General features: G+C 40.7%; 23 protein-coding genes. 12 read left to right on the forward strand and 11 right to left on the reverse strand.

Features of this window, described 5'->3' with window-relative positions:
• Nucleotides 1-43: 43 nt before the first annotated feature.
• From H5200_RS00085 to H5200_RS00100, 4 genes are all read left to right on the forward strand, one after another.
• Nucleotides 44-364: a hypothetical protein gene (locus tag H5200_RS00085; RefSeq protein WP_149982584.1), complete on the forward strand. Its 321-nt coding sequence runs from the start codon at nucleotides 44-46 to the stop codon at nucleotides 362-364.
• Between the two features lie 18 nt (nucleotides 365-382).
• A complete protein-coding gene (locus H5200_RS00090) occupies nucleotides 383-694 on the forward strand; it encodes a hypothetical protein (protein ID WP_182740400.1) in 312 nt (103 codons plus the stop codon).
• Nucleotides 695-805: 111 nt separating this feature from the next.
• A complete protein-coding gene (locus tag H5200_RS00095) occupies nucleotides 806-1,441 on the forward strand; it encodes a DUF4272 domain-containing protein (protein WP_182717662.1) in 636 nt (211 codons plus the stop codon).
• A 66-nt stretch (nucleotides 1,442-1,507) separates the two neighbouring features.
• The gene (locus tag H5200_RS00100; protein ID WP_182740399.1) at nucleotides 1,508-1,783 is read left to right on the forward strand and encodes a DUF6881 domain-containing protein; all 276 of its coding nucleotides are present in this window, start codon (nucleotides 1,508-1,510) and stop codon (nucleotides 1,781-1,783) included.
• 474 nt (nucleotides 1,784-2,257) lie between these two features.
• On the opposite strand, the gene H5200_RS00105 is transcribed toward H5200_RS00100, so the two are convergent.
• Genes H5200_RS00105 through H5200_RS00130 form a run of 6 tightly spaced genes read right to left on the reverse strand, consistent with a single transcriptional unit; the run spans nucleotide 2,258 to nucleotide 9,332 of the window.
• Nucleotides 2,258-3,136, reverse strand: a complete 879-nt coding sequence (locus H5200_RS00105) for a TraB/GumN family protein (protein WP_182760680.1) — start codon at nucleotides 3,134-3,136, stop codon at nucleotides 2,258-2,260.
• Between the two features lie 46 nt (nucleotides 3,137-3,182).
• Complete coding sequence (locus tag H5200_RS00110) at nucleotides 3,183-4,631, reverse strand: sensor histidine kinase KdpD (protein WP_182717665.1); 1,449 nt, start codon at nucleotides 4,629-4,631, stop codon at nucleotides 3,183-3,185.
• Nucleotides 4,612-5,286, reverse strand: a complete 675-nt coding sequence (locus H5200_RS00115) for a response regulator transcription factor (RefSeq protein WP_182717666.1) — start codon at nucleotides 5,284-5,286, stop codon at nucleotides 4,612-4,614. Before H5200_RS00115 ends, H5200_RS00110 begins: the two co-directional genes overlap by 20 nt.
• A 56-nt stretch (nucleotides 5,287-5,342) precedes the next feature.
• A complete protein-coding gene (locus H5200_RS00120; RefSeq protein ID WP_182760681.1) occupies nucleotides 5,343-7,307 on the reverse strand; it encodes an LTA synthase family protein in 1,965 nt (654 codons plus the stop codon).
• Nucleotides 7,298-7,672 carry a diacylglycerol kinase gene (locus tag H5200_RS00125; RefSeq protein WP_182717668.1) on the reverse strand — a complete coding sequence of 125 codons (375 nt, stop codon included), beginning with the start codon at nucleotides 7,670-7,672 and terminating at the stop codon, nucleotides 7,298-7,300. The genes H5200_RS00120 and H5200_RS00125 overlap by 10 nt, the downstream gene beginning before the upstream one ends.
• A complete protein-coding gene (locus H5200_RS00130) occupies nucleotides 7,665-9,332 on the reverse strand; it encodes a phosphoethanolamine transferase (protein ID WP_182760682.1) in 1,668 nt (555 codons plus the stop codon). Before H5200_RS00130 ends, H5200_RS00125 begins: the two co-directional genes overlap by 8 nt.
• 567 nt (nucleotides 9,333-9,899) lie before the next feature.
• Here H5200_RS00130 and ilvG point away from each other — a divergent pair.
• The 7 genes from ilvG (at nucleotide 9,900) to can (ending at nucleotide 18,404) form a co-directional block, all read left to right on the forward strand.
• Nucleotides 9,900-11,549 (forward strand): acetolactate synthase 2 catalytic subunit, encoded by a 1,650-nt coding sequence (gene ilvG / locus H5200_RS00135; protein WP_182740395.1) that lies wholly within the window; start codon nucleotides 9,900-9,902, stop codon nucleotides 11,547-11,549.
• A complete protein-coding gene (ilvM, locus tag H5200_RS00140) occupies nucleotides 11,546-11,788 on the forward strand; it encodes an acetolactate synthase 2 small subunit (protein ID WP_145238377.1) in 243 nt (80 codons plus the stop codon). Before ilvG ends, ilvM begins: the two co-directional genes overlap by 4 nt.
• 115 nt (nucleotides 11,789-11,903) lie before the next feature.
• Nucleotides 11,904-13,760, forward strand: coding sequence for a dihydroxy-acid dehydratase (ilvD, locus tag H5200_RS00145; RefSeq protein WP_145238380.1), 1,857 nt, complete (start codon nucleotides 11,904-11,906; stop codon nucleotides 13,758-13,760).
• 2 nt (nucleotides 13,761-13,762) lie between these two features.
• A complete protein-coding gene (gene ilvA / locus H5200_RS00150) occupies nucleotides 13,763-15,313 on the forward strand; it encodes a threonine ammonia-lyase, biosynthetic (protein WP_182717671.1) in 1,551 nt (516 codons plus the stop codon).
• A gap of 156 nt (nucleotides 15,314-15,469) precedes the next feature.
• Complete coding sequence (locus tag H5200_RS00155) at nucleotides 15,470-16,519, forward strand: ABC transporter substrate-binding protein (RefSeq protein ID WP_182740394.1); 1,050 nt, start codon at nucleotides 15,470-15,472, stop codon at nucleotides 16,517-16,519.
• A gap of 32 nt (nucleotides 16,520-16,551) precedes the next feature.
• Complete coding sequence (locus tag H5200_RS00160; protein WP_182717673.1) at nucleotides 16,552-17,745, forward strand: methyltransferase; 1,194 nt, start codon at nucleotides 16,552-16,554, stop codon at nucleotides 17,743-17,745.
• Nucleotides 17,745-18,404, forward strand: coding sequence for a carbonate dehydratase (gene can / locus H5200_RS00165; protein ID WP_145238393.1), 660 nt, complete (start codon nucleotides 17,745-17,747; stop codon nucleotides 18,402-18,404). The genes H5200_RS00160 and can overlap by 1 nt, the downstream gene beginning before the upstream one ends.
• Nucleotides 18,405-18,512: 108 nt before the next feature.
• Here the strand turns inward: can and H5200_RS00170 are convergent, their stop codons facing one another.
• From H5200_RS00170 to H5200_RS00185, 4 genes are all read right to left on the reverse strand, one after another.
• A complete protein-coding gene (locus H5200_RS00170; protein ID WP_182740393.1) occupies nucleotides 18,513-19,310 on the reverse strand; it encodes an AraC family transcriptional regulator in 798 nt (265 codons plus the stop codon).
• Nucleotides 19,311-19,324: 14 nt separating this feature from the next.
• Nucleotides 19,325-20,110: a type I methionyl aminopeptidase gene (map, locus tag H5200_RS00175; protein WP_182740392.1), complete on the reverse strand. Its 786-nt coding sequence runs from the start codon at nucleotides 20,108-20,110 to the stop codon at nucleotides 19,325-19,327.
• A complete protein-coding gene (locus H5200_RS00180) occupies nucleotides 20,103-20,309 on the reverse strand; it encodes a ParD-like family protein (RefSeq protein WP_149982600.1) in 207 nt (68 codons plus the stop codon). The genes map and H5200_RS00180 overlap by 8 nt, the downstream gene beginning before the upstream one ends.
• Before the next feature lie 112 nt (nucleotides 20,310-20,421).
• Nucleotides 20,422-20,694 (reverse strand): ubiquinone biosynthesis accessory factor UbiK, encoded by a 273-nt coding sequence (locus tag H5200_RS00185; protein ID WP_145238407.1) that lies wholly within the window; start codon nucleotides 20,692-20,694, stop codon nucleotides 20,422-20,424.
• Between the two features lie 113 nt (nucleotides 20,695-20,807).
• Here H5200_RS00185 and rep point away from each other — a divergent pair, with 113 nt between their 5' ends.
• Nucleotides 20,808-22,826: a DNA helicase Rep gene (gene rep / locus H5200_RS00190; protein ID WP_145238754.1), complete on the forward strand. Its 2,019-nt coding sequence runs from the start codon at nucleotides 20,808-20,810 to the stop codon at nucleotides 22,824-22,826.
• A gap of 47 nt (nucleotides 22,827-22,873) precedes the next feature.
• Here the strand turns inward: rep and H5200_RS00195 are convergent, their stop codons facing one another.
• Nucleotides 22,874-25,453, reverse strand: a complete 2,580-nt coding sequence (locus H5200_RS00195; RefSeq protein ID WP_182740391.1) for a diguanylate cyclase domain-containing protein — start codon at nucleotides 25,451-25,453, stop codon at nucleotides 22,874-22,876.
• Between the last annotated feature and the right edge of the window lie 183 nt (nucleotides 25,454-25,636).

The raw sequence follows: 25,636 nt of genomic DNA on the forward strand, positions 1-25,636 counted from the left end.
AAAAATTTCGAACTGTTTATTAAAAGCTTCGCGTTAAGAGCCTATGAGCAATAAATTACGAAAATATAAAATGTCAGGATTTTTGCGGGCATCGGTATTACCAGACTACGACATCGATCCTAATGGGTATGCTGCATATAAAAATGCACAACTCATATTAGACTCATTCTGTGAGTTAAAAGATGAATCTGTATTTCTACCTTTTGGGGTATTTAGTCGAGTTTACAATTTTTTGGGCCAAGAACTAACGCTTGATCACGATTCGGATGCAGGCGATGTAACGTTTATCCCAAAAACTGATGTGCAATTAGAGGGCTTACTATCACTACTGATAACCGAACATGGCTACGAAGTCAGCCCTTAACAAGTTTAGGCTGTATATTTGAAATTTAAGTTTGCATGCCTGTTTGCTTTAATATTCAGCAGTAATGCGGTTTTGCATGCTGATGAATTAGATTTTTCTCAGTATAAAGGAAAAAGCTATGAAGTAGTTAAACGTGAGTTTTTAAACAGTGGTTGGCAGCTAGTGCCAAACCAAGAAGGTGAAACTTCCATCAGCGAACAATATCCTGAAGTGACATGTGGCTTAGGTAGTATGGCTATTTGTTCTGTTGGTTTCACAAGTAAGCAAAACTCGGTTGCTTTCATAGTCGTAAAATCGCAAAGTGAATTAATTATTTCTGGTGAATATTGAGTTAGCCACTAATACATATGAGCTCAGCTATGGTTGATACATCAATGGCAATAAATTTAAAACGAGCAATTTTACAGGCTTGTTATATTTAGGGAAAATTAGGGAGAGGTTATGGATACTCAAGCAATTAAAAAAGAAAGCGAAACTATTGTTTCAAGTTTTGATGGGGAAATTTGTGATTGGCTTCCTGTCTATGATATCTCACAGATGAGATCAGATAGTGAGATCATAAATAGAGCACTGATTATGAATGCAATGATCAATATTGCATTCAACGCCCCAATTGACTTCATAAAAAACTATATCGATGAAAACCAACTAGCTGAACACTTGTCAGACGTTGAGAAAACTATTCTTACACAATCCCAAGAAAACATAAGTGAGCAAGATAAAATCAATTTACATTGGTATCTTGAGTCACTCTGGGCGTTGATTTGGGTTATGAATAAATTCGATGACCTCAGTTTTCCATACCCAATACCGGACGATATGATCGACTACTGCCCGGATCTACAGCAAGAAGAAGGCCCAGAAAAGTTTACGAAAGATATTAAAATCCGCTCGTTTGAAGAAATATATAAAATGAGAGATGTATATTATCGAGCTATGTGGAGTTGTAGGCATTACCAACTTAATAATGACCCCCATGATAATTTTAATATGAGCATAATCATGGAGCGCCGTCGAGCGCTAAGCTGGTGTCTTGATAAACAATTAGATTGGGATGATGTCCCTCAAGACACATAAAAAATATAGCAGGGTGATCACCCGAGGTCAGCTAATTGGCGGGTGATGGCGCTATTGGAGATAAATATGAGATACATTGATGTCGAGTGGATACATGACCTTGAAGATGAGCCGTTTCGTCTCGTATCCGAAATTGGTGATGATAATTTTGAACTCCGCAAGCTTGAGTTTTGTCGTAATGGAAAGCTTGGATTTGCTTCGGGTGAAACCCACACCGAAAATACGATGCTCGGTATTGTTGAAGTGCCGCAACTAGAGGAGATAAACTCTGATGTTGAATTTCAGGGAATAAGTATCTCAAAACAAGAATTTGAGCAGCTATGGCAGAAATATGTACCATAGCTGCTTGAGGCATCAATAATATGCAAGAATATAAAGTGTCTCATAAACAGGGAAGCTCAAAGAAGCATATCGAGTTTTTTTCACCGCCAGAGTCTGCTGATTTTAGAGCTGCATGTGAATCTGCTTTTTCTAAGCATAGCTTCACTATCGAATTTGATGGAAATTATTTATGTGTAACACATTCAGATAAATCGTCACGGTTGTCAGATATAAGTATTTAGTCTGATGAGTGGGGAGTTATTTGGGGTGAGGCATCTCAATGGGGATCGGATGAAGAGAGCCATAGTGCAATAGAATTATTTGAAAAAATACTTGCATAAAGTGGTGAGTTTATTGCTAAATAAATGCCATAACAGCTTTTTAAGTAAGAGTTTTTTGCAAAAGCTTGTCAAAAATTATAGCCGCTTTTGCATTGATACCTATAACCGCTTGGCTATTACTAGCCAAGCAGGTGAGTTGTCTTTTCGTGAGTAATTACAGGCGAGTTACTGTAAAACCTTGGTTTTTAAACTGCTTTAATAAACCGTGTTGTTCTGGCAAATGCAGGGCGCCTACGGCGATAAATAGTTTTTCTTTACCAATGCGAGGTGTGAGCTCTTTTATCCAATTATTGTTACGTTCAATCAGCATAACTTGTTCGCTGATCTCACCGTAGTTGCTGTCGTCAAAGCTTTCATTGTAGTACTTAGTTAAGGTGGCCATATCGCCATTTTTCCATGCATTAACTAAGGTTATAAAGTAGGTTTCAACATCGGCAAGCTGTTCAAACGTTTCTTCAATCATTTCGTTACTTAACAACGATAGATTATTAAACATCTCCATTTGATATTCGAGCGTTTCTAATTCGCCAACCGGTATATTGTTAGTTTTTGTATAGGCAAGCACTTGTTTATCAATGCCATATTGATCAGAAAAACCAATATTTTGAAATTCCATTTGCAGCATAGTAACCATTACGGCCCATGGAGCTAGGTTATTAAACATCGCTATATCAATTGATTTGTTGCTGAAGTATTGCTGAAGCTTTTTATAGTTTTGCTCAGATAATTCGCTTTGTAGAGTATTACCGTTTTTTAGCATCATAAATGGCATAGAGCGGCGCTGCATTTCCATCGGGCTGATTGCACTAACATCGACTTCAACAATTACTTGATCGCTGGCATCAAGCGCGTCGGTTACTTTTTTAGGTAGCCCTTTCATAGTGGCATCACCGACATGCACAGTGCCAAACAAATATGATTTAACGCCATTTTTTTCTATTTGCCACAACCCAGGTTCACTGTGGCTAGCAAAACTAATACACAGTAAAAGGGATAAAATAAAGTAACTGCTAATACGCTGAGTGAGGTTCATAATTGTCCTTATTGGTTGGGTATATATCCATATTAAACCAATACGCTTAATTGGGTAACGTTAAAATTAATGCTAAGCGAGAGTTTGGCTTGTTTTTTGCGCTGATGGTAAAGTTATTGAGATTACATAAACTGTTAACTATCGCTAGCCCCAAGCCGTGGCGTTGGTTATTCGTTCGTGAGCTATCAAGCTGGTAAAGGGGATCAAAAATAGCCTCAAGTTGTTGTTCACTTAAAGGCTTAGCTAAAGCGTTGCATAGCGTGATTGTGGTGTGATATTTAGTTTGTTCGACCTGTAAGTTGATAGGTTGGGTGCTAAGCCCATAAAACAATGCGTTATCGAGCAAGTTAGATAAAATGGTATGCAGGCAAAATCGGTCAGCGGTGATCATCAGCTCAGTTGCAACATCTAGCTGTAAGCGCTGCTCAATATCGGCATGTTTAAACTGCAGTTCATTGCTTAATTGCGTAATAAAGTCACTTAAATTAACGCTTTCTAAATTGAGCTCTACAGCGCTACTACCAGCGCGTTGTAATAGCAGTAAGTTATTGACGATGGTTTTCATACGCTGTGATATAGCCAAAATGTCGCTGGTATATGTGGCGCTAATACGCTCATCATCAGGGTAACGCAGTGCCACTTCCGACAAGCTGATCAGCTCAGAAATTGGTGTTTTTAATTCATGTGCGATGTCGCTGGTTAGGCGTTTTTCATTTTGATAGAGCTGTTGATTGGTGGTAATAAATTTATTCAGCTCATTACGAATAGGTTCAATTTCCTCTACTTGAAAGTCGCTTTTGATAGTTTGTGAGGCGCCAGTGATATCGAGTAATTTTATTTGTTCATTTAAGTTGTTCAGTGGAAAGAGGCCACGGTTAACGATTCGAGTGACTAAATAACGTACTCCAAAAACTGCGATAATGCAGGTCAGAATAAAAACCACATCAATGATCAGTAATACTTTATTTAATGATGAAATAGGAGCGGCGATAGTTAAAACCATGGTCTTAAAATGACCGCTGCCGCGCGCTGCTTCATTTTCTTGCTGGGCAATGAAGTGGCTGATCATAGCGCGACCCTCTTCACCGTTAGGCAGAGTGTAATCAATAATTTTAAATTCGTTAATGGGGATAGCTAAATTGGGTAAATCAATATTTTGATATAGTTGCAATGAATCTGATTTTTCAAACGTCAGTTGTTCGTGCCATAGCTGATAAAATTCGCTGGCATTGGCCTGCTCATATTCAGACATAAACTCGCCAGCAAAATCAAATTCTAGTTTGCCATTATGATCTTTTACTAAGGTTTTTAAATAATTAGATTTATTAGTTAAAGATTGATTAAATTGATTTTCAACCCAAGAATCAACACTCAAATCGACGGTTAAAAAAATAGTAACCAGAATAATCGATAGTACGGCACTAATATTATTGACTAGTTTACGCTTGATAGAGTGACGTTTAGTTTTTGGCAGCTCAGTTTTGAGAGGCGACATAACCAAATCCACGTTTATTTTTAATTGGTAGTTCGCCGCCGAGCAGCCGTACTTTTTTGCGGATCGCTGAAATATGCGCTTCTAGCGCATTTTTTGACAGCATATCAAATTGGCCGACCACGGCTTCGCTGATCATCTCAAGGCCTAATACCCGTTCTTTGGCACTAAATAAGCACTCAATGATTTTATATTCGTTGCGAGTAAGGTTTATAGGCTGCTGCTGATAATGCAGTGTTTTTAAGCTCAAATCTAACACGCATTCTCCTACACAGAGTGTGTTTTGCTGGTTTTGTAATTGGCCTCGCCGAGACAGCGCCAGTACTCTGGCATGTAGTTCTTCAAACGAAAACGGTTTCGTTAGATAATCATCAGCACCTTTCATTAAGCCGTTTATTTTGTCTTGTGCTTCAGAGCGAGCAGATAAAATTAATACCCGAGTTTGACTCGAGCTGCTACGCAGTGCCTTGAGAATACTCATGCCATCAACACTTGGTAGCATTAAGTCGAGAATGATTAAATCATAGTCGCCACACAGTGCCATGCTTAAACCGTGTGAACCATCACCGGTACCGTCCACGGTAAAACCGAGATTATTAAGGCCTACATCTAGGCTGCGTCTAAGCGGTTCAGAATCTTCGATTACGAGTATCTTCATGATCTTAACTCAATTAAATAACATGTTCGCTTTGCTACTTTAGCAAGGCTTATAGATTAATGATACCAACTCTTTTGATAGGCTAAATTACCTAAATTGGCATGTGCCAGTGCTTTTTTCACCAATTGTGGGTCGTTGCAGGTGGGCACTAATTTATCTTGTGTGTATATATAAGTGGTTGCTGGTTTTTGTGGTTGTAAAATTACGACCTTATTACCTTGGCCACTATTACCGGTTATGTAGGCAAAGTTTTTATCGTATTGCATCATTGCGCGTTGTTTATTATCTGCGATTGGCTGCGTAAGATCGCGACCTATCATCGGATGTTCACCACTGGCTCCAATCAATGATAATAATGTCGTCGGAATATCAAGTTGGCTAGCCAACTGATGATCACGCTTGGCATTGATACCTTTACCAAAAATAACCGCAGGAATACGAAAGTGATCAATTGGTACTAAACTTGCCCCCGATACGCGCGAGTCATGATCAGCAATCACTATAAAGACGGTATCGTCCCAGTAACTTGATTGCTTTGCTTTTTCGATAAAGGTGCCTAGCGCATAATCGGCATATTTTGCTGCATTATTGCGAGTTTGTTTTTCATTATCGTAAAGTGCAATTTTATTATCAGGGAACTCATACGGGCTATGGTTAGAGCTGGAAAATACTAAGCTAAAAAATGGCTGCCCTTGCTGCTGCAACTTGGTGAGTTCTATATCTGCTTGGTTGTATAAGTCTTCATCCGATGCACCCCATGACCCATTAAAATCAATATTGGCAAAGTCATTACTATCTACAATGTGTTGAAAACCATTACCCAAAAAGAAGCTTTGCATATTATCAAAGTGGCTTTCACCACCGTAAATAAACTGGGTTTGGTAATCTTGTTTGCTTAAAAAGTCAGCAATGGTAAAAAAATCACGTTGCGATTTATCAAGCTTTACTACTGCGCGAGAAGGGGTGGGGGTAAATCCAGTAATAACCGCTTCTATACCGCGAACTGAGCGTGTGCCCGTGGCGTATAGATTATCAAACCCCCAACCTCGCTGATAAAGTTTATCTATATTAGGGGTTAAAGGTAAGCCGCCTAAAGTACCCACATAACGTGCTCCTAAACTTTCTTGCAAAATGATAACTAAGTTTTTGGGCTTCCCTTGATACGCCGCTTGATGAAAGGTTTTGGTTGGTGCGCTGGCATCGTTAAAAACAGCTTGCTCATTTTGCATACTCGCGCGTACTAAGGCTAATAATTCCTCTTCGGCCATGGTGCCATAAAAGTCTTGGCTTGATTTTTCATTACTGAGTTGTTTAATTGCAAAGGCTACGCTATACAACGAGTTAAGACTAAGATCATTAAGTAAATGATCAGTTGAGAATGCCACCATTGCAGGGTTTAACGGTCGATGACCTAGTGAGTTACGTGCACCTAGAACGGTTAAGCACAGTAAGCTAATCACCAATAAGGAGTGTTTTATGATTGGCAACTGACAGTGGCTACGCCATTGGCTGGTAAAAACTTTTGTAGCCAGTTTTACCCCAACGATCAAGAATAATAAAGTGGTGAATACCTCTATTTTATACCCCGCAAAAATCATGCGAGAGACTTCTTTTGGGTATATTAAGTATTCAATAAATAAGCGGTTTGGACGCAAATCATATTCACTAATAAAGGTCGCAGTGATCACTTCAAAGAAGATCAGCAACGCGGTCATTAGCAATAAATAGTATTTAATGATGCCACGAATAAGCTGCTGTTTAGAGACTAATGTGCTGATAATTATCAACAACAATGCCGGCATTAAAATATAACTTAAGGTAGCCGTATCAACGCGCAAGCCGCCAACAAAAATATTTAGCCAAGCATGAGAGCTAAATACTCGCTCACCTTGCCATACACTTAAGCTAAAACGAGCCAGGGTTAACATAGTTAGCGATAAACTAAAAAATGTTAGCAATACCCAATATGGACCGAGTCTATTTTGTAGTTGCGCAAGACTAAATTTATCAGTTATGCCCATAAAATAGCCCACCAAACCAGTGTGCTAATCATCATTGCTATAAATACACTGGCAGAGGCAATATCTTTAGCCAGCCCAGAGAGTTCATGATGTTCTGTACCAATACGATCAACCACCACTTCAATCGCGGTATTGACTAACTCGGCGAATAGTACAAACAGCAAGCTGGCAATTAAAATAAGTTTATCGCTGGTGGGAATATTCGCCAGCCACGCAAACACTCCAAGTAATAAAAATAGCGCGAGTTCTTGCTGAAATGCAGCTTCAAATCGCGTCATCCATTTTAAGCCATTGAAAGTATGGCGTAAGGTAAATAAAAGGCGTAGTAGTCCTTGGCGTTTGAGTACCGTTTTCGAATTATTCATTATTGTTTTTCACTTTTTTATTAATTGCTTTACAGTTACTTACTAAATCTAAAGACTGTTCATAGGCTTTACTTTTGATGCCTATTAGAGTGATTAATGTATGGAATATATTGTCGTGAGAAGCAGCTTGTTGTTGATCAACACTCTTTAAGCAACTTTCTGTAATACGTTGGTTGCCTTTGGCAGCCCACATATACATAGGGACATGGGTTTGGCCACTAGGAGCAAAGCTATACGGAAAGCCATGTAAGTAGGCGCCATTTTCGCCGAGCGACTCACCGTGATCTGAAATATATACAAAGGTTTTATCAATATTGTCAGGTAAGTTATTTAGTTCGGTTAACATTAATGAATTTACGTAGTCGCTATACGCTATGGTGTTGTCATAAGTATTAACTAACTGCTCAGTGCTACAGTTTTGTATATCACTGCGGTCGCAGGTTGGTGTGAATTGCTTAAATTGATCTGGGTAGCGCTGAAAGTAAGTGGGTCCATGAGAGCCCATCATATGCAATACAATGACCGTATTAGCTTGGCTTAAATTAGCTAGTTTACGTTTAAGTGGTGCTAGTAACGCTTCGTCATAGCAATGCTGTTGTTCACAAAGTGCAGAGTTATCTACCTTGATGGTAATGTTGGTAACGCGATTACAGACATTTTTACAGCCACTGTTATTATCAACCCACAACACATCAGCGCCAGCGCTTTGGGCAATGTCGAGAATATTTTGCTGGTTATCAGCTTCGTTACGTGAGAACTCAGCTTGGTTTTGTTGTGAGAACATACAAGGGACCGATACCGCTGTTGCGGTTCCACAGGATGCTACATTGTTCAGGTACGTTACTTTGAAAGGTCGAGTGAAACGGTTGGTATCGCGTGTATAGCCTTGGTAAGCAAAGTTTTCAGCACGTGCTGTTTCACCTACCACGATAACGGTTACTTGAGTGTGTTGTGATGCACTTAGTACTGGTGCTGGGTCTAAAATTTGAAATGGTTCGTCAGAGACCAGCCATTGATCGCGAATATATTTATAGCCACTGCTTAAATATTGGAATGGAATTAACTCTTTCTTTAATAATTGATTGTTACGTCCGGTAGCGGCATAGTCGGCATAAAAACTCAATACAATTACGGCGATTAAGGCAAAGCAGCCCAGTAGCAGTTTACAACGACTCACCAGCTCTTTGCTAACCAGACTAAAGCGAACCTTGGTTTTGATTAAAACCAATAGCGGCAGTAAGGCGAACAAACAAAAGAATATAATAAATTGCAAGTTAAGATAGCTTGCCGCTTCATGACCGTCAGTTTCAAAGGTGTTTTGAATCATAGAATAGTCAAATACCACTCCATAATTTAAAGTGCCGTAAAGAACGGCGCACGAGCTTAACAATAATATGTAATTAATTGGTTTGAGTAGCCAGCGACTAGATAAGAATGAAAAGAAAATAATTAATAAGCACAGCAACAGTAACGGCACTGAGAGTAAAAATAACCACGAAAAAGAGGGCAATGTGGTGATTGCGTTAAATGCACCATGCATAAAAGGGATATTGATGATTAAGCAGTAATAACATGCTAATGCGATGATAAAAGTATTGGCGCTACAGGTAATGTAGAAGCGCTTTTTAAAACCTGTGCTGAGAAATTGGCTTACCAACATAAATTGAGAACTCAATAATAATAATTTAATACCTGCATGGTAGAGTCCAAGACTTAAGAAACACTTAAGGGTAACTAGTCATTTCCTGAATGAGGTGATTTAAAAAAGAATGATTTATTGTGATTTCGTCAAAAATTAATCAAACCAGTAATTGGTTATAACGAGGTATGAAATATCAATAGCTTCATATATTAGGGAAATTAATCTATTTAGGCTTACATATTGGATTTTTATGCCTTTAAAATTGATTGGTGAGTGTTTTTTTAGATTGATTTTAAGGTTGACTTAGCACTCCCATCGCGGTACTAATATAAAAAGACAGCGGGGGAGTTGCAATTCCTTCGTAAATTAACAAATTTTGGTATTTATTACATGCTTACAAACGCACTAAACCTAGTCCTTATTAACGTCGTGGTGATTATTATTACCGCGGGGGCTACTTAGTGCTTTAAAAATACGTAAAGCATTATAAAAGCCCCCCGCACTTAACCAGTCGGGGGGCTTTTTAGTTTCAGGGTTTAGCAATAGTTAAGTATAGATATGTCACTGAGGAATGAGGATTATTTAATGACAGGCGCAGAGTTAACAATTGATTTATTAGCCAAACACGGCGTAAAAGAAGTATTTGGTTACCCTGGTGGGGCAATCATGCCAATTTACGATGCGCTGTATGGTGCGCCGGTTAAACATTATCTCACTCGTCATGAGCAAGGTGCGGGTTTTGCTGCTGTTGGTTTTGCTCGTAGCACGGGTAAACTTGGGGTGTGTTTTGCGACTTCAGGCCCTGGGGCTACTAACTTAATCACCGCGCTTGCTGATGCGATGATGGACTCAGTACCATTACTTGCGATCACAGGCCAAGTACCAACTGCTGCCATTGGCTCTGATGCGTTTCAAGAGATTGATGTATTAGGTATGTCATTATCCTGCACTAAGCACAGTTATATGGTTGAACGTCCTGAAGATTTAGCCGAAATACTGCAAGAAGCCATGCATTTAGCGCAATCAGGTCGTCCAGGCCCTGTGTTAGTAGATATACCAAAAGATATTCAAATGGCGCAAGTGCCTTTTCATCCTTGGCTTGCGGCTGATGATTACTTACCGATGTTAGATTTAAAGCAAGTGGCTATTGCTAACCAACTATTAAGCGAAGCCAAACGGCCTGTTGCCTATGTTGGCGGCGGTGTACAGGCGGCTGATGCGCAAGTGCAGCTAATGCAATTTTTAGAAAAAACCCAAATGCCTGCGGTTTCAACGCTAAAAGCATTAGGCAGTGTATTACCTGATTACGAATATAACTTAGGTATGTTAGGTATGCATGGCGGCCAAGCTGCAAATTTAGCGGTACAAGAGTGTGATGTTCTAGTATGCATCGGTGCGCGCTTTGATGACCGTGTAACAGGCAATTTAGGCAAGTTTGCGGCTAAAGCAAAAGTGATCCATTTAGATATAGATGCTGCTGAAATTGGTAAGCGTAAACCAGTTAAAGCATCATTAGTTGCTGATTTAAAAACCTCATTGCCGCAATTAGAGTGCTTTGTAACTGAACAAGCATGGCGTGATCATGCCAAAGAGATGATGATTGAACATGCATGGCGTTATGACTATCCGGGCGAAAAAGTATATGCCCCGTATTTATTAAGCCAACTAAGCCAGCGGATGCCAAGTACAGGCGTTGTGTGTTGTGATGTTGGTCAGCACCAAATGTGGGTGGCACAACATATGAAGTTTAGTCATCCAAGCAACCATTTAAGTAGTGGTGGCGCAGGCACTATGGGCTTTGGTTTACCTGCGGCCATTGGTGCGCAAGTCGCTCGACCAAATGATTTTGTGATCACTGTTTCTGGTGATGGTTCAATCATGATGAACATTCAAGAGTTAGCCACTATTCGTCGTAACAATTTACCGGTAAAAATATTAATTTTGGATAACCAACGTTTAGGTATGGTTCGTCAATGGCAAGAGTTATTTTTTGAAGGGCGTTATTCTGAAACTGATTTATCAGATAACCCTGATTTTGTGCAATTGGCTGCCGTATTTGGTATTGCTGGGCAAACGATCACCCACGCTAACCAAGTTGATGATGCAATTACAGCATTAGTAAATAGTAAAGGTCCTTATATAGTACATGCCTGTATTGACGATAAAGAAAATGTTTGGCCGCTAGTACCGCCGGGTGCCGCGAATGACGAAATGATGACGGAGAGTGGAAAATGAAACACAGTTTAACAGTCGCTTTAAAAAATCAAAGTATCGCCGTTGAGCGCTTTTTGCGTGTAGTTCGTCATCGTGGTTTTGATTTAACCCATTTTCAATTGAATATGGATGATGGTCATTACCATGTGGCTATGACGGTCGACAGTGATAAGCCAATTCACTTATTAACCACACAGCTCAATAAGCTGGTGGACGTTAAGCAAGTAACGCTAGAAAATTTACAACAGCAAGCAATGTAGTTTGCTGTAAAAACTAAATCAACAGGGCTATTGGGTCTTTTCCCCTTAGCAATAAAAATTTAAGAATGAGGATGTCAGTTACATATTAAAAGTAACTGCAAACACTGAGGTAACTATGGCTAAATTAAGAAGTGCAACAACAACTGAAGGTCGAAAGCGCGCAGGTGCTCGTGCATTATGGCGTGCAACAGGAATGACAGATAGCGATTTTGGCAAACCGATTATTGCGGTTGTAAACTCATTCACGCAATTTGTACCGGGTCATGTGCACCTTAACCAACTCAGTGAGCTTATGGCAGAAACCATTACTCAAGCGGGTGGTGTGCCAAAAGAATTTAATACTATCGCCATTGATGATGGTATTGCCATGGGCCACGGCGGTATGTTGTATTCATTACCATCGCGCGACTTAATTGCTGACTCAGTTGAATACATGGTAAATGGTCACTGCGCCGATGCAATGATCTGTATTTCTAACTGCGACAAAATCACCCCAGGAATGATGCTGGCGGCACTTCGTTTAGATATTCCAGTAATCTTTGTGTCTGGTGGCCCAATGGAAGCAGGTAAAACTAAGCTTGCCAATATTGATATCAAACTAGATTTAGTTGATGCCATGGTAAAAGGTGCTGATGAATCAGTAAGTGATGCTGACTCAGAGCAAGTAGAGCGCTCAGCATGTCCTACCTGTGGCTCGTGTTCGGGCATGTTTACCGCCAACTCAATGAACTGTTTATTAGAAGCAATTGGCCTCGCACTACCTGGTAACGGCACTACACTTGCGACTCATAAAGATCGTAAACAACTGTATGTCGAAGCCGGTGCACGAATTGTTGATTTATGCCGTGAGTATTATCAAAAAGATAATAAAGAAGTCTTGCCGCGTGCTATCGCTAATAAAACCGCGTTTATGAATGCCATGGTGGTTGATATTGCTATGGGTGGCTCGTCAAATACCGTATTGCATTTACTTGCCGCCGCGCAAGAAGCCGGTGTTGATTTTGATATGTCGCACATTGATGCGTTATCTCGTAAAACACCTTTCTTATGTAAAGTAGCGCCTGCAACCGCGCAATACCATATTGAAGATGTGCATCGTGCAGGTGGCATGATGGCAATAATTCGCGAGCTTGGCAAAGCGGGCTTAGTGGATCTGTCGGTAAACCATGTTGCTGGTATGACTATGGCAGAGCTAGTTAAAAAATGGGATGCCACTGATCCAAACAACGAAGCCGCACAAAAGTTTTATCGAGCGGGACCTGCAGGTATTCGCACCACCAAAGCAATGAGCCAAGAATGTCGTTGGGATGAAGGCGATAATGACCGTGAACATGGTTGTATCCGTAGCGTTGAACATGCGTTTCGTCAAGATGGTGGCTTAGCCGTACTATCGGGTAATTTAGCTGTTGATGGTTGTATTGTGAAAAGCGCGGGTGTGGTTGATGAAATGCTACACTTTGAAGGCACCGCCGTGGTGTATGAATCACAAGACGATTCAGTTGAAGGCATTTTAAATGACGAAGTAAAAGCCGGTGACGTAGTCGTTATTCGCTACGAAGGACCGAAAGGCGGACCTGGCATGCAGGAAATGCTTTATCCAACCAGTTACTTAAAATCAAAAGGTTTGGCTGAGCAGTGCGCACTTATAACCGATGGTCGCTTCTCGGGCGGTACGTCAGGTTTATCAATTGGCCACGTTTCACCAGAAGCGGCCAGTGGCGGTGCCATTGCTTACGTTGAAAACGGCGATAAAATTATTATCGATATCGCTACCCGCGAAATCACGTTAGCGTTAACAGATGAAGAACTTGAAGCGCGTAAGCAAAAGCAACTTGCTCGTGGTAAACAAGCGTACAAACCACTCGATCGTGAACGTTATGTATCATCTGCGCTAAAAGCGTATGCGCTACTTGCAACCAGTGCTGATAAAGGCGCGGTGCGTGATTTAGCCAAACTGGAGGAGCTTAGTTAATTATGGTTTCTCAAGAGCTCGATTATTTTCGCGCTATTATCCAAGCCAATATGGAACCACTGGCAAAAGTTACTGAGGTTAGCGAAATGGCTGAACTCAGTGCTCGTCTTGGTAATCAAGTATGGCTAAAGCGCGAAGATCAGCAGCCAGTTTATTCGTTTAAACTGCGTGGTGCATACAACAAACTGGCTAAACTGCCAGCCGGTTCAGTGGTGATCACTGCCTCAGCTGGAAATCATGCTCAAGGGGTGGCGCTCAGTGCGTCACACTTAGGGCATCAAGCAACGATTGTAATGCCAGTGACGACCCCTGAAATCAAAGTCAATGCGGTACGTGCGCTTGGTGGCGAAGTGGTTTTACATGGCCATCATTTTGATGCTGCCAAAGCTTATGCACTAGAACTTACTGAGCAGCGCGACGGCATATTTGTTCCTCCATTTGATGATCCTGATGTAATTGTAGGGCAAGGCACGGTTGCACGTGAATTAATGCAGCAGCTTAATCAACTTGATGCGGTATTTATTCCAGTTGGTGGTGGTGGCTTACTTGCTGGTATGGCCGTGTATATAAAGTCATTGCGCCCAGATATAAAAGTAATCGGTGTGGAAGCTGATGAAAGTGCCTGTTTACAAGCGGCACTTGCAGCAGGCAAACCCGTCGAGCTTGAACGGGTTGGCAGTTTTGCCGATGGTGTTGCGGTAAAAATTATTGGTACCGAAACCTTTCGTTTGGCGCAAAAGTTTTGTGATGAAGTAGTCACTGTAACCGGTGATGAAATATGTGCGGCGATGCAAGATATTTTTGTTTCAACCCGTGCGATTGCTGAGCCATCAGGTGCGCTGGCAACGGCTGGGCTGAAAAAATGGTGTCAGCAAACAGGCCAAAAAGGGCTGCATTTAGCAGCTGTGTTATCTGGCGCAAACTTAAACTTTGACCGCTTACGTTATGTGGCTGAGCGTACTGCGCTGGGAGAGAAAAACGAAGCGTTGTTAGCAGTAACCATCAATGAAGAAAAAGGCAGCTTTAAACAGTTTTGCGCCTCATTAGGTGGTCGCGCAATTACTGAATTTAACTACCGTTACGCAGGCCCTGGTGAAGCGCAAATATTTGTTGGTGTTGCACTGCGCCAAGGTCAGCAAGAGTTAGATGAACTGACAGCTGATTTAACCACCAATGGCTATCAATTTTGTGATTTATCAGATAACGAACTGGCTAAATTACATGTTCGTTATATGGTTGGTGGTAAAGCACCTGAGCAGATGCATGAGCGGTTATTACGCTTTGAGTTTCCTGAATATCCAGGCGCACTAGCGCGCTTTTTAGATACCTTAGGTAGCAATTGGAATATTACTTTGTTTCATTATCGTAATCATGGTGGTTCGATGGGTAATGTATTAGCAGGGTTTGCGATTGAGCCTAGTCAGTATGAGGTATTCAACGAGCATTTAAATCGCTTAGGTTACAGTGTGCAAGATGAAACACTGAATCCATGTTTTACCCAATTTTTAACTACTCAACGTCCCATTGATAGGGTGAAAGCGGTTAATAATTAAATATATACTAAAACCACCTCAAGATACGAATTCTGTAGCTTGAGGTGGTTTTAGTATAAGCAAGCACCTCAATTGAGGTGCTTTTTTGTCTCTTTGCAAACTCAATGTCTTGGGTTTATAGTTATAGCAATATTAGCCAACTAATTAGATTACGATTTGTCATTAAAAGGACTGAAATTTCAGCTTTATGCTACTTTGCTTATACTCAGCGGGCAAAGTGTTGCGGCAGCGGATGTGACTTTACAACTAAAGTGGACGCATCAATTTCAATTTTCTGGTTACTATATGGCTCAGCAACAAGGCTTTTACAAAGCGGCAGGGCTAAACGTCACTATTTTACCGGCAGATCCTGAGAACCCAGATACCTTTAGTAAAGTGTTGGCTGGCCAAGCTCACTTCGGGGTCGGGCACTCAGGTATTTTACAGCAACGGATCGCAGGTAAACCCTTGGTGGCAATGGCTGCTATTTTACAATTTTCTCCTTATTGTTGGATGGTAAAAAAAAGCTCCGATATTTTTCATCCTCGGGATTTTGTCAATAAGCGTCTTAGTAGTATCAGCCGCAAAGAAAATGCCGAATTATTGGTAATGCTCGAACGCAGTGGTATCCAAACAAATAATTTACCTTCTTATGAAAGTGGTAACAGCATTACGGATTGGTTAGCTGGGAGTATTGATGCGATGCAAGTGTACGTGACTAATGAGCCGTATATAATGCGTGAGCAAGGCATCGACTATAGACTTATTTGCCCGCAGAAGTATGGAATTAATGTTTATAGCGATATTCTTTACACCACAGAAAATATGCTCGAACAACATCCGCAAACAGTTGAAGCATTTTATCAGGCCAGCTTAAAGGGCTGGCGCTATGCAATGATGCATATGGATGAAACAATTGCATTAACTCAACACCAATACGCACCTGATAAAAGCTTTTCTCAGCTTGCCTATGAAGCTGAAGTATTGAGTGATTATATTTTACCACCTGGCACTAATTTAGGATCTATGTCGATAGCGAAATGGCGGTTGATTGCTGATCTATACGGGATTGAGCAAGATGCCTTTAATCAGGCGCAAGATGGCTTTATTTACCAGTATGTTGAACCTGAAAAAATTAAAATGTCGTGGATGCTTATTACAGCAATTATAATTAGTTTGTTATCGATACCACTTTATTTACGCTTGATGTTCAGAAAAAGCGTATAATGCATAAATGAAATGACCATCGCTAAAATCACATGAGCCTTGCTGAGCAGTTTACAGCCCTAGATAACTTATTACATAGTACTCGCCACTATTGGCAATGCACTGCATTCGATTTTGATCAGCTGCCATGGCCTGAATTAGAACAACCATTAACGCTGTTGAGCGATCAACAAGTTGCTGAACTCGATAGCAATCAAGATGCCTTGTATCAATTTTTTAGCCCGTATATTCCCGTAGTCAATAACTTAGCTACATTGTGTGACTTACCTCAAGCCTCCACTACGCGTTGCGAATATCCGTTTTGGATCAGCAATGGTATTAAAGGGCGCAAGTTTGCACAGCTGCAAGATTTTGTCTGTGCGCTTGGCCAAGAATCACAATTACCTGTATTAGAATGGTGTGCAGGGAAAGGCCATTTAGGACGTATGCTGGCATTTAACCGTGCGCCGAGTGTGCACAGCATCGAACTGCAACAACATTTATGTGAACAAGGTCAGCAAAGTGCTCTGCAACAAGGGTTAGCCATGCACTTTAGCCAAGCAGATGTACTTAAAGATGATGTAACTGAGTATTTTCAACAAGCACAACATGCCGTAGCGCTGCATGCTTGCGGAGCGTTACATCAGACGTTTATGAGTAACGCGGCTAGCGCGCAAACGCAAAAAATCAGTCTATCGCCGTGTTGCTATCACTTATTCACCCCGAATGATTATCAAGCTATGAGCGATGCCGGTAAGCGTAGTCAACTGCAGTTAACGCATCGTGATTTAAAATTAGCACTACAAGAGACGGTGACAGCGCCTTCTCGGGTAGATAAAGTTCGTAAAACTGAAGTGCAATGGCGATTGGGTTTTGATGCTTTACGCAAAAGTCTCACCAGCGAACAAAACTACGTCAGTGTGCCCTCAGTTAACAAAGCTATTTTTTCAGATTCATTTAAAGCTTTTTGTGCATGGGCCGCGGAGAAAAAGGCGCTAGATATACCGCAAGGTATTGATTATGAATCCTTTTTAAAAAAAGGCGAAATGCGCAAAAAAGTCACTGAACGTATCGAACTGGTCCGTCATGTGTTTAGAAGAGCAATTGAGGTTTGGCTTGTGCTCGATCGTGCTTTATATTTGCAACAACAAGGTTATCAAGTCAGTGTGCAGACGTTTTGCGAAAAACAATTAACGCCACGTAATATCTTGATCCAAGCTACCGTCAAAGACAGAAAAGAGATGTAATGAGAAAATTAAAAAACTTATTTGAAAACAATAAACGCTGGGCTGAACGAACGTGTAAAGATGATCCAGAATTTTTTAAAATTCTATCCATGCAGCAAAACCCAGAATACCTGTGGATTGGTTGTTCGGACTCTCGCGTACCGGCTAATGAAATCGTTGATCTAATGCCGGGTGAGCTATTTGTTCATCGTAATGTGGCGAATGTGGTGGTGCATACCGATCATAACTGCTTATCAGTGATGCAGTACGCCGTTGAAGTGTTAAAAGTTAAACATATCATGGTTGTTGGTCACTATGGCTGTGGTGGTGTTCAGGCAGTACTCAAAGATGCTAAGTTTGGTTTAATTGATAACTGGCTTCGTCACGTCGGTGATGTAAAAGAAAAATACACCTCAAAGATCAATGCACTCGCAGAAAAAGATCGTCTCAATAGCTTGATTGAATTGAATGTGATTGAGCAAGTACGCAATGTATGCCGTACTAATATCGTCCAAGAAGCATGGCAGCGTGGTCAGGAGTTAACTATTCATGGTTGGGTTTATGGTCTAGCAAACGGTCACTTACACGACTTAGAGTCAGTAGTTACTTGTGCCGATGAAGTTGATGTTAACTATAAAAGTGCTGGGCTTAAAGTGTTTGAACGTTACGTAGTAGAATAAGCACGTAACCTAAGCACTGCGTCTTATCTGGGCGCGGGCTAACTTCAGTAATTGTAATCTTAGTTTAAAGGCTAAGTCGATGTGTTTTTTGTGTGATGAAAACACCCTCTATACTTTCGGTGTTTTTCGCTTGCGATATTGCCGTGGTGTTTCAAAAGTAAAATTATGAAAGGCATGACAAAAGTGAGCATGATCATAATAGCCACATTGCAAGGCTATATCTGTTATCGGTGTTTGGCTGTCAGCTAGAAGCGTGCGTGCGGCTTTTAGTCGGTAAAATTGCTGTAATTGAGCTGGACTAACCCCGGCTTCTTTTTTCAAGCGACGCTCAAGAGTACGACGTGTCAAGCCAAGTTGCTTGCCTACACAGCTGGTGGAATTATTGAGTTGAATAAGCTGCTTGATCACTTTAATTGTATTGCTTGTTACGAGTTGATTGCTAATTGCTTGGCTGAGTAACCACTGCTCGAGTAAATACAGTTGGCTGGTTAGTGGACTGCTTTGCATTTGTTCAACACATGCTATTAAACTGTGATACCAGCTTGGGGTAAAATCTTCCCCGAGTAGATAATTTCCTTCAGCTAATTCGTGTAGCGTTATACCTAATAAGTGATAAGCACCAGTAGGCGCAAAACGAATACTAACTAAATAATCCTGATTGCTGAAAGTTATTGCCTGCGTTTGACGATTAAATGCGAAGGTAATAACGGGTGTCGCGTTGCTAAAATCAATTGTTAGGCTTGCGCCAGCATCAGGGTAGAGCTTTTCTGTAAATAACTGTGTTGTTTGTGTAGTGGTTGAACCTATTTTCCAATAACACTGCACCCAATCAGCTAAGCGTTGATCGGGTGCGAATTTTTGAAAGCTCAAATGGGGCAATGGATCATTTACTAATAAAATGGCCATGGTGTTAACCTGACTTATACCGTCGCAATAGCGATTTCTTCTTCGCGTAAAGTCAGTACTTCATAGCCGTCAGCGGTGACGACTATGGTGTGCTCCCACTGCGCAGAAAGCTTTTTATCACGAGTAACCACAGTCCAGCCATCCGGTTTAGTTTTTACTTTTGCCGCCCCTTGGTTGATCATCGGCTCAATGGTAAAGGTCATGCCTTCTTTAAGTTCAATGCCGGTATTGCGTTTACCATAATGTAAAACTTGCGGCTCTTCGTGCATTTTCTCACCAATACCATGTCCGCAGTATTCACGTACAACGCTATAGCCATTAGTATGGGCAAAATTAGCGATAGCGTTGCCAATATCGCCTAACCTCACTCCCGGTTTTACGAGCTTGATGCCTTGCCACATTGCTTGATAAGTTTTTTCGACTAAGCGCTTGGCCAGCGGTGACACTTCACCAAGCATATACATTTTACTTGAATCGGCAATAAAGCCATTTTTCTCAAGGGTAATATCTAAATTGACGATATCGCCTGATTTTAACGCGCGTTTAGGGTCTGGAAAACCATGACAGACTACTTCATTTACTGAGCTGTTTAACACATAAGGATAATCGTACTGGCCTTTGCTGGCAGGACGCGCAGCAAGCTCATCAACAATATAGCGCTCTACTAAATCATTGATCTCCATGGTGGTGATGCCGATTTTGACCTGTTTATCTAAATAGGCAAATACCTTTGCCAGTAGGCGACCAGACTCACGCATTAGCTCTATTTGTGCGGGAGTTTTAATAATTATTTCACTCATGCAAAGATTCTCCTGCTGTTACATCGGCTTGTGCAAGTTGCTGTTTGATTATTTCGGCGTAGGTCATGGTTGGATTAAGCTCAGCTAGCATGCCTATCTTTATCCAGTATTCAGATTGAGAGTTTATAGAACGTACCATAGTGGTACTGGCTTTGCGGATCTCTTCGTGCAGTTGGTCGCTGATTTTTACGATACCCATAACAGTGCCTATATATAAAACGTATACGTATCGTATATAGATGTTGATCTGTATGCAAGGCGTAAAACAAATCAAGCAGCCGAAGCTGCCTGAAGTAATAACTAAAACGGTATTATTCTGGTTGCTCGCTTTGCTTATTGCTACTGAGTTGTTGCTCAAGTAGTGCAACTTTCGCTTCTAATGCAACGAGCTTTTCGCGGGTGCGAATTAGTACTTGGCTTTGTACATCAAATTCTTCACGGCTGACAAAGTCCATCTCAGCAAGCTTATTTTGAATAGCTTGTTTGGTTTTCGCTTCAAACGTATCGGCAAGGTTTTTAACGCCTTGCGGCATGTTACTGGAAATCTGTTTGGCAATTTCTTCAAGTTTTGCTGGGTTGATCATGTCTGTCCCTTACTGTCGCGTAAATGATAATGGCTAATGTTACCTTATTGGCTAGGCGTATTGTAGTGATTACGTTAAAATTGCCCGTCTTTAATGCAATCTCTTTGGTCGATATGAAACTCAATCCTAAACAAGATGAAGCGGTAAAATATATTAGTGGTCCATGCCTAGTGCTGGCGGGGGCGGGATCAGGAAAAACTCGTGTAATTACTAATAAAATCGCTTACTTAGTACAAAAATGTGAGTATCAAGCACGTAATATTGCCGCGGTGACCTTTACTAATAAAGCGGCGAAAGAGATGCGCGAGCGAGTTTTTCAAACGTTAGGTAAAAAAGAGTCAAAAGGCTTGTGGGTATCTACCTTTCATACCTTAGGCCTTGAGATCATTAAAAAAGAACTAACAACGCTGGGTTTTAAACCTGGCTTTTCATTATTTGATGATCAAGATACTGGGCAATTAATTGCTGACTTAACTGAAGAAGAGCTAAAAAAAGACAAAGATTTACTCAATCTATTAAAAATGCAAATAGGCAGCTGGAAGAACGAGCTTATTTTACCAGAGCAAGCGATTCGCGAAGCGCGAGAGCCACAAAAAGCGCTATTTGCGCAATTGTATGCGCGTTATCAAACCCAGTTACGCGCCTATAATGCTTTGGATTTTGATGACTTGATCATGATCCCCACCTTATTACTGATCAATAATGCAACCTCGCGTGAGCGTTGGCAACAACGTTTCCGTTACCTGCTGGTGGATGAATATCAAGATACCAATACCAGTCAATATCAATTAGTTAAGTTGCTTGTGGGTGAGCGTGCGCGTTTTACCGTGGTAGGTGATGACGACCAATCAATCTATTCATGGCGCGGTGCTCGACCACAAAACTTAGTGTTATTAAGCAAAGACTTTCCAGGTTTACGGCTCATTAAGCTTGAGCAAAACTATCGCAGTGTGAAGCGTATTTTAAAAGCTGCTAATATCTTGATTGCCAATAACCCTCATGAATTTGATAAAAAACTGTTTAGTGAGTTAGAAAATGGCGAGCCGATCAAAGTGATTGGCTGTCGTGATGAAGAGCATGAATCAGAGCGGGTCGTCGCCGAGATCATCTCGCATAAATTTATGAAGCGCACCAGTTATAAAGATTACGCTATTTTATACCGTGGTAATCACCAAGCGCGTGGCTTTGAAAAGTCGTTAATGAGTAACCGAATACCTTACAAGATCAGTGGCGGAATGTCGTTTTTCTCACGCTCTGAGATCAAAGATATAATGGCGTACTTGCGCTTATTGGTGAATCAAGATGACGATAATGCGTTTCTACGTATTGTGAATACTCCGCGCCGTGAAATAGGCACAGTTACGCTGGAAAAGTTGGGTACCTTAGCCAATGAAAAACATGCCAGTTTATTTGCCACCTGTTTTGATAACGACTTAGGTTATCGCTTAAAAGGTCGTGGTTTAAACTCGTTGGCCGGATTTGCACGTTGGGTAGTTGAGCTGTCAGATAATGCGGTACGTGGTGATACCCTTGAAGCGGTAAAAGATTTAGTCAGACAAATAAATTACGAAGCTTATTTATACGAGTCATCACCGAGTGCGAAAGCCGCAGAAATGCGCATGAAGAATGTTTCTGAGTTGTACCGTTGGATCACAGATATGCTCACAGGTGATGCGGATAATCCGCCGTTGACGCTTGCTGAAGTGGTGAGTAAGTTAACGTTGCGTGACATGTTAGAACGTAACGAAGAAGAAGATGAAGCCGATGCGGTGCAATTACTCACGTTACATGCCTCTAAAGGCTTGGAGTATCCTTACGTATTTATGGTCGGCATGGAAGAGGGCTTATTACCGCATCAAGTAAGTATTGATGAAGAAAACGTTGATGAAGAGCGTCGCTTAGCCTATGTGGGGATCACTCGTGCTCAGCAAGAGCTGACCATGACCTATGCAAAAATTCGTCGTCAATTTGGCGAAACATCACAAACCGAGTTGAGCCGCTTTATACAAGAGCTACCGCAAGATGATTTAGCATTTGAAAATAAAAAAGCGCCAAATACGCAAGCCGAACGAATGGAAAAGGGCCAAGCCAGAGTCGCTAATTTACGTGCCATGCTGAAAAAGCCTGAGTAGTTCATCTAAACTGCGGATAATAAACTGGTTATCCGCGACGCATATCGTTAATTTAAAATTTGCTCGTTCGAAGAGTCAGCTGGGAGTGTTGCTGTGGAACTAATTGCATGCTGCCTACCAATAAATAGCGATAAACCATGAGTGTCGAGTAAGGCTCTATAATTTAATATTGAAGGGCCTTTCGCGATTACTTTTATTTGTTTTATCTTAGTTATTGCTAGTACACCTTGTAGTTGTAAATCAAAGCTTTGTTGTTGTAACACTCGCTTACTAAAGGTAGAGCTAAGTAATAAATAATCGAAATTAAGATCGCAAAGTAAATTAAGTTCGCAGCGATCTTTAGCAAAATCATTTAAGCCAATCGAATAGCCTTGTTCACTTAGCATTTTTAAATTACTAATTTGCCCCCCTGAAGCGTAACGGATCTCTTGTTCGTTAAATAATAAACAAATTTGTTTTGTTATGCTGTGCTTTTGCATTGTTAAGCATAACGCCTGAAATTCATTTTTCTCCAGTAATAAACCCGAGCAAGGGAATAACACCATTTGCAGTTGTGCCGTTTTGATCTGCTGGCACGCCTTGGTTAATAACTGTAATTCCACTTCCAGCTGTTGTGCTTTATCAGCGGCAAACTTCTTTAATATTTCAAAACTGGTGCTGCCAAGTACTGGGTGTTCGCCAAATGCCTCAAGCAATGATTCTGATTGATGCTGTTCATCAAGTGTAATAATTTCAGAGCAGCGAAAATGCATTGGTAAAGAGTCTAAGTGATGACTGGTTTCCAACTCATATGGGCTTGTGCCGGCACTAAGCAGTGGATGGTAAAACTCAAACCGGCTGCGACCAGCATTTTTTGCATAATACATGGCAGCATCAGCATCACGAATAATTTCATCCGTGTGCTTGTAGTTTGTTTTTGAGTAGGTAATACCGACACTGGCACCACTTTGTACACAAATACCTTTCATACAAAATGGTTTTTTCATCAGTTCAATTAATCGCTTAGCAACATCTTCGGCTTGTTGGCGATCGGTTAAGTGCGTTAATAAAATTACAAACTCATCGCCACCTAAGCGCGCAAGTAAATCGTGCTCCCGAATACATTGTGAAAAAGACTCACTGACGCTAATTAAAAACTGATCACCGGCTTGATGACCAAGTTGATCGTTAATATCCTTAAACTTGTCTAAATCAATAAACAGCACAGCAAACTGTTGTTCAGGGTAACGTTGATAATGCTGTAGAGTTTTTTCTAATTGGGTTAAAAACAGACTGCGATTAGGCAAGCCAGTAAGTGGATCGTGGTGGGCATCATGATAAAGCTGTTGCTCTATTTTTTTGCGCTCTTCAATTTGCATTTGTAAATGCATATTGGTTTGGAGGATCTCTTTGGTTTTTTCAGCAACTCGAAACTCTAATTGTTGATGGCTTTGTTTTAAGGCTTGAGCAGCTAAATGTGCTTGTAATACAGTCGCTATTTGATGCGATACAAAGGTAATTAATTCAAAGTCGTCTTGATTAAAAATATGCTTATGATTGTAGGCTTGGCAAGTTATTAAGCCAATCACACCTTGCGCTGTTTTTAATGGCGCACCTAACCAGCTAGTTGCTGAGTTTGAAGTGTTGACTTGCCCTGGTCTTTCTACTTCACCGGATTTGAGCAGTTTTTGTGCTCGGGTACAATCAATGAGTTGAGTTTGTTCGGTACGTAACACTAATTCGCTATAACCTTTGGCGAAAGGGCGCGGTTGAGTGTTATCTCTATATTCATCCACACAGTACGGAAAGTTTAACCAACCCGTTTCGCGATCATACAATGCAATGTATAAATTCTCAGCGTAAGTTATTGATTTTATTATTTCATGTACTTGTTGATATACTTCATCAATATGCTTTGTTTGCGTCGCTAGCTCTGAAATTTTAAACAGAATATGTTGCCGTGCGAGGGTTTTTTTATGTTGTTCTACTTCGAGGTTAAGTGCTTCATTACTTTGCGTTAATGCGCGAGTTCTTATTTTTACTTCAGACTCTAATAGTTCGCGTTTTTTTACCCGCTCGATAGCCGTTGATAAGTAGAGCGACATTACTTCTAATAGCTCGATTTGTTGCTCAGAGTAGTTTTGTTGTTTATCGTAACTTTGTGCGACAAGCACCCCAATAATGCTTTGTTCTCGGTATACCGGCACGCCTACCCAATGTTCTGCTGGTGTGCCAAGTAATTTAAATAACCCCTTGTTGGCAGCAGCCTGCATTTCATCACCTTGGAAGTAGGTGGTTTTACCTTGTTTAAAAACATACCCAGTGACACCTTGGATAAAATTATTATCTTGATTAAGTGGCACAGAGATACCATCTTTTTCATCAGCAAAGTAAGAGAGTTCAAGGGTGTTACTAAATTGATTTAACAGCACCACGTAAAAACTTTTACTTGGCATATAATCTTGCAAAATATCATGAATAGCAGGGTAAAGTAGCGTTAATTCGGCAACAGAACTAGCTTGCTCTGATAATTGGATCAGGGCATTTTGTAAGTGGTGGGATTGCTTATACTTTTGGACTAGAGCTTTTAAACGATTATTTTTATGCTCCAGCTTATGTAGTAAAGCTGTTATATCTTCCAGTGACATTAAACCGATTTTTATTATTGTATATTTATTGGACTTATATTTTCACTTTTTTGGTTAATCGTCAAGCGGCCAATAGTATTAGAAAATGATAATAATAAGTAGTGATAAAGGTGTGGGGATATTTATTTTTATAATGAAAAAGGCTGATAAAAATCAGCCTTAATAAAAAAACAGTACAGAATT

This window comes from Pseudoalteromonas sp. SG43-7 (genome assembly GCF_014164295.1).
GTDB lineage: Bacteria > Pseudomonadota > Gammaproteobacteria > Enterobacterales > Alteromonadaceae > Pseudoalteromonas > Pseudoalteromonas rhizosphaerae.

Excerpts from the sequence above, each read along its gene's own strand:
- H5200_RS00100 (WP_182740399.1), top strand. The coding sequence starts at position 1,508 with ATGAGATACATTGATGTCGAGTGGATACATGACCTTGAAGATGAGCCG.
- rep (WP_145238754.1), top strand. The coding sequence starts at position 20,808 with ATGAAACTCAATCCTAAACAAGATGAAGCGGTAAAATATATTAGTGGT.
- H5200_RS00110 (WP_182717665.1), bottom strand. The coding sequence starts at position 4,631 with ATGTCGCCTCTCAAAACTGAGCTGCCAAAAACTAAACGTCACTCTATC.
- H5200_RS00085 (WP_149982584.1), top strand. The coding sequence starts at position 44 with ATGAGCAATAAATTACGAAAATATAAAATGTCAGGATTTTTGCGGGCA.
- ilvG (WP_182740395.1), top strand. The coding sequence starts at position 9,900 with ATGACAGGCGCAGAGTTAACAATTGATTTATTAGCCAAACACGGCGTA.
- H5200_RS00160 (WP_182717673.1), top strand. The coding sequence starts at position 16,552 with ATGAGCCTTGCTGAGCAGTTTACAGCCCTAGATAACTTATTACATAGT.
- H5200_RS00195 (WP_182740391.1), bottom strand. The coding sequence starts at position 25,453 with ATGTCACTGGAAGATATAACAGCTTTACTACATAAGCTGGAGCATAAA.
- H5200_RS00115 (WP_182717666.1), bottom strand. The coding sequence starts at position 5,286 with ATGAAGATACTCGTAATCGAAGATTCTGAACCGCTTAGACGCAGCCTA.
- can (WP_145238393.1), top strand. The coding sequence starts at position 17,745 with ATGAGAAAATTAAAAAACTTATTTGAAAACAATAAACGCTGGGCTGAA.
- map (WP_182740392.1), bottom strand. The coding sequence starts at position 20,110 with ATGAGTGAAATAATTATTAAAACTCCCGCACAAATAGAGCTAATGCGT.
- H5200_RS00170 (WP_182740393.1), bottom strand. The coding sequence starts at position 19,310 with ATGGCCATTTTATTAGTAAATGATCCATTGCCCCATTTGAGCTTTCAA.
- H5200_RS00105 (WP_182760680.1), bottom strand. The coding sequence starts at position 3,136 with ATGAACCTCACTCAGCGTATTAGCAGTTACTTTATTTTATCCCTTTTA.
- H5200_RS00185 (WP_145238407.1), bottom strand. The coding sequence starts at position 20,694 with ATGATCAACCCAGCAAAACTTGAAGAAATTGCCAAACAGATTTCCAGT.
- ilvA (WP_182717671.1), top strand. The coding sequence starts at position 13,763 with ATGGTTTCTCAAGAGCTCGATTATTTTCGCGCTATTATCCAAGCCAAT.
- ilvD (WP_145238380.1), top strand. The coding sequence starts at position 11,904 with ATGGCTAAATTAAGAAGTGCAACAACAACTGAAGGTCGAAAGCGCGCA.
- H5200_RS00125 (WP_182717668.1), bottom strand. The coding sequence starts at position 7,672 with ATGAATAATTCGAAAACGGTACTCAAACGCCAAGGACTACTACGCCTT.
- ilvM (WP_145238377.1), top strand. The coding sequence starts at position 11,546 with ATGAAACACAGTTTAACAGTCGCTTTAAAAAATCAAAGTATCGCCGTT.
- H5200_RS00095 (WP_182717662.1), top strand. The coding sequence starts at position 806 with ATGGATACTCAAGCAATTAAAAAAGAAAGCGAAACTATTGTTTCAAGT.
- H5200_RS00130 (WP_182760682.1), bottom strand. The coding sequence starts at position 9,332 with ATGTTGGTAAGCCAATTTCTCAGCACAGGTTTTAAAAAGCGCTTCTAC.
- H5200_RS00120 (WP_182760681.1), bottom strand. The coding sequence starts at position 7,307 with ATGGGCATAACTGATAAATTTAGTCTTGCGCAACTACAAAATAGACTC.
- H5200_RS00180 (WP_149982600.1), bottom strand. The coding sequence starts at position 20,309 with ATGGGTATCGTAAAAATCAGCGACCAACTGCACGAAGAGATCCGCAAA.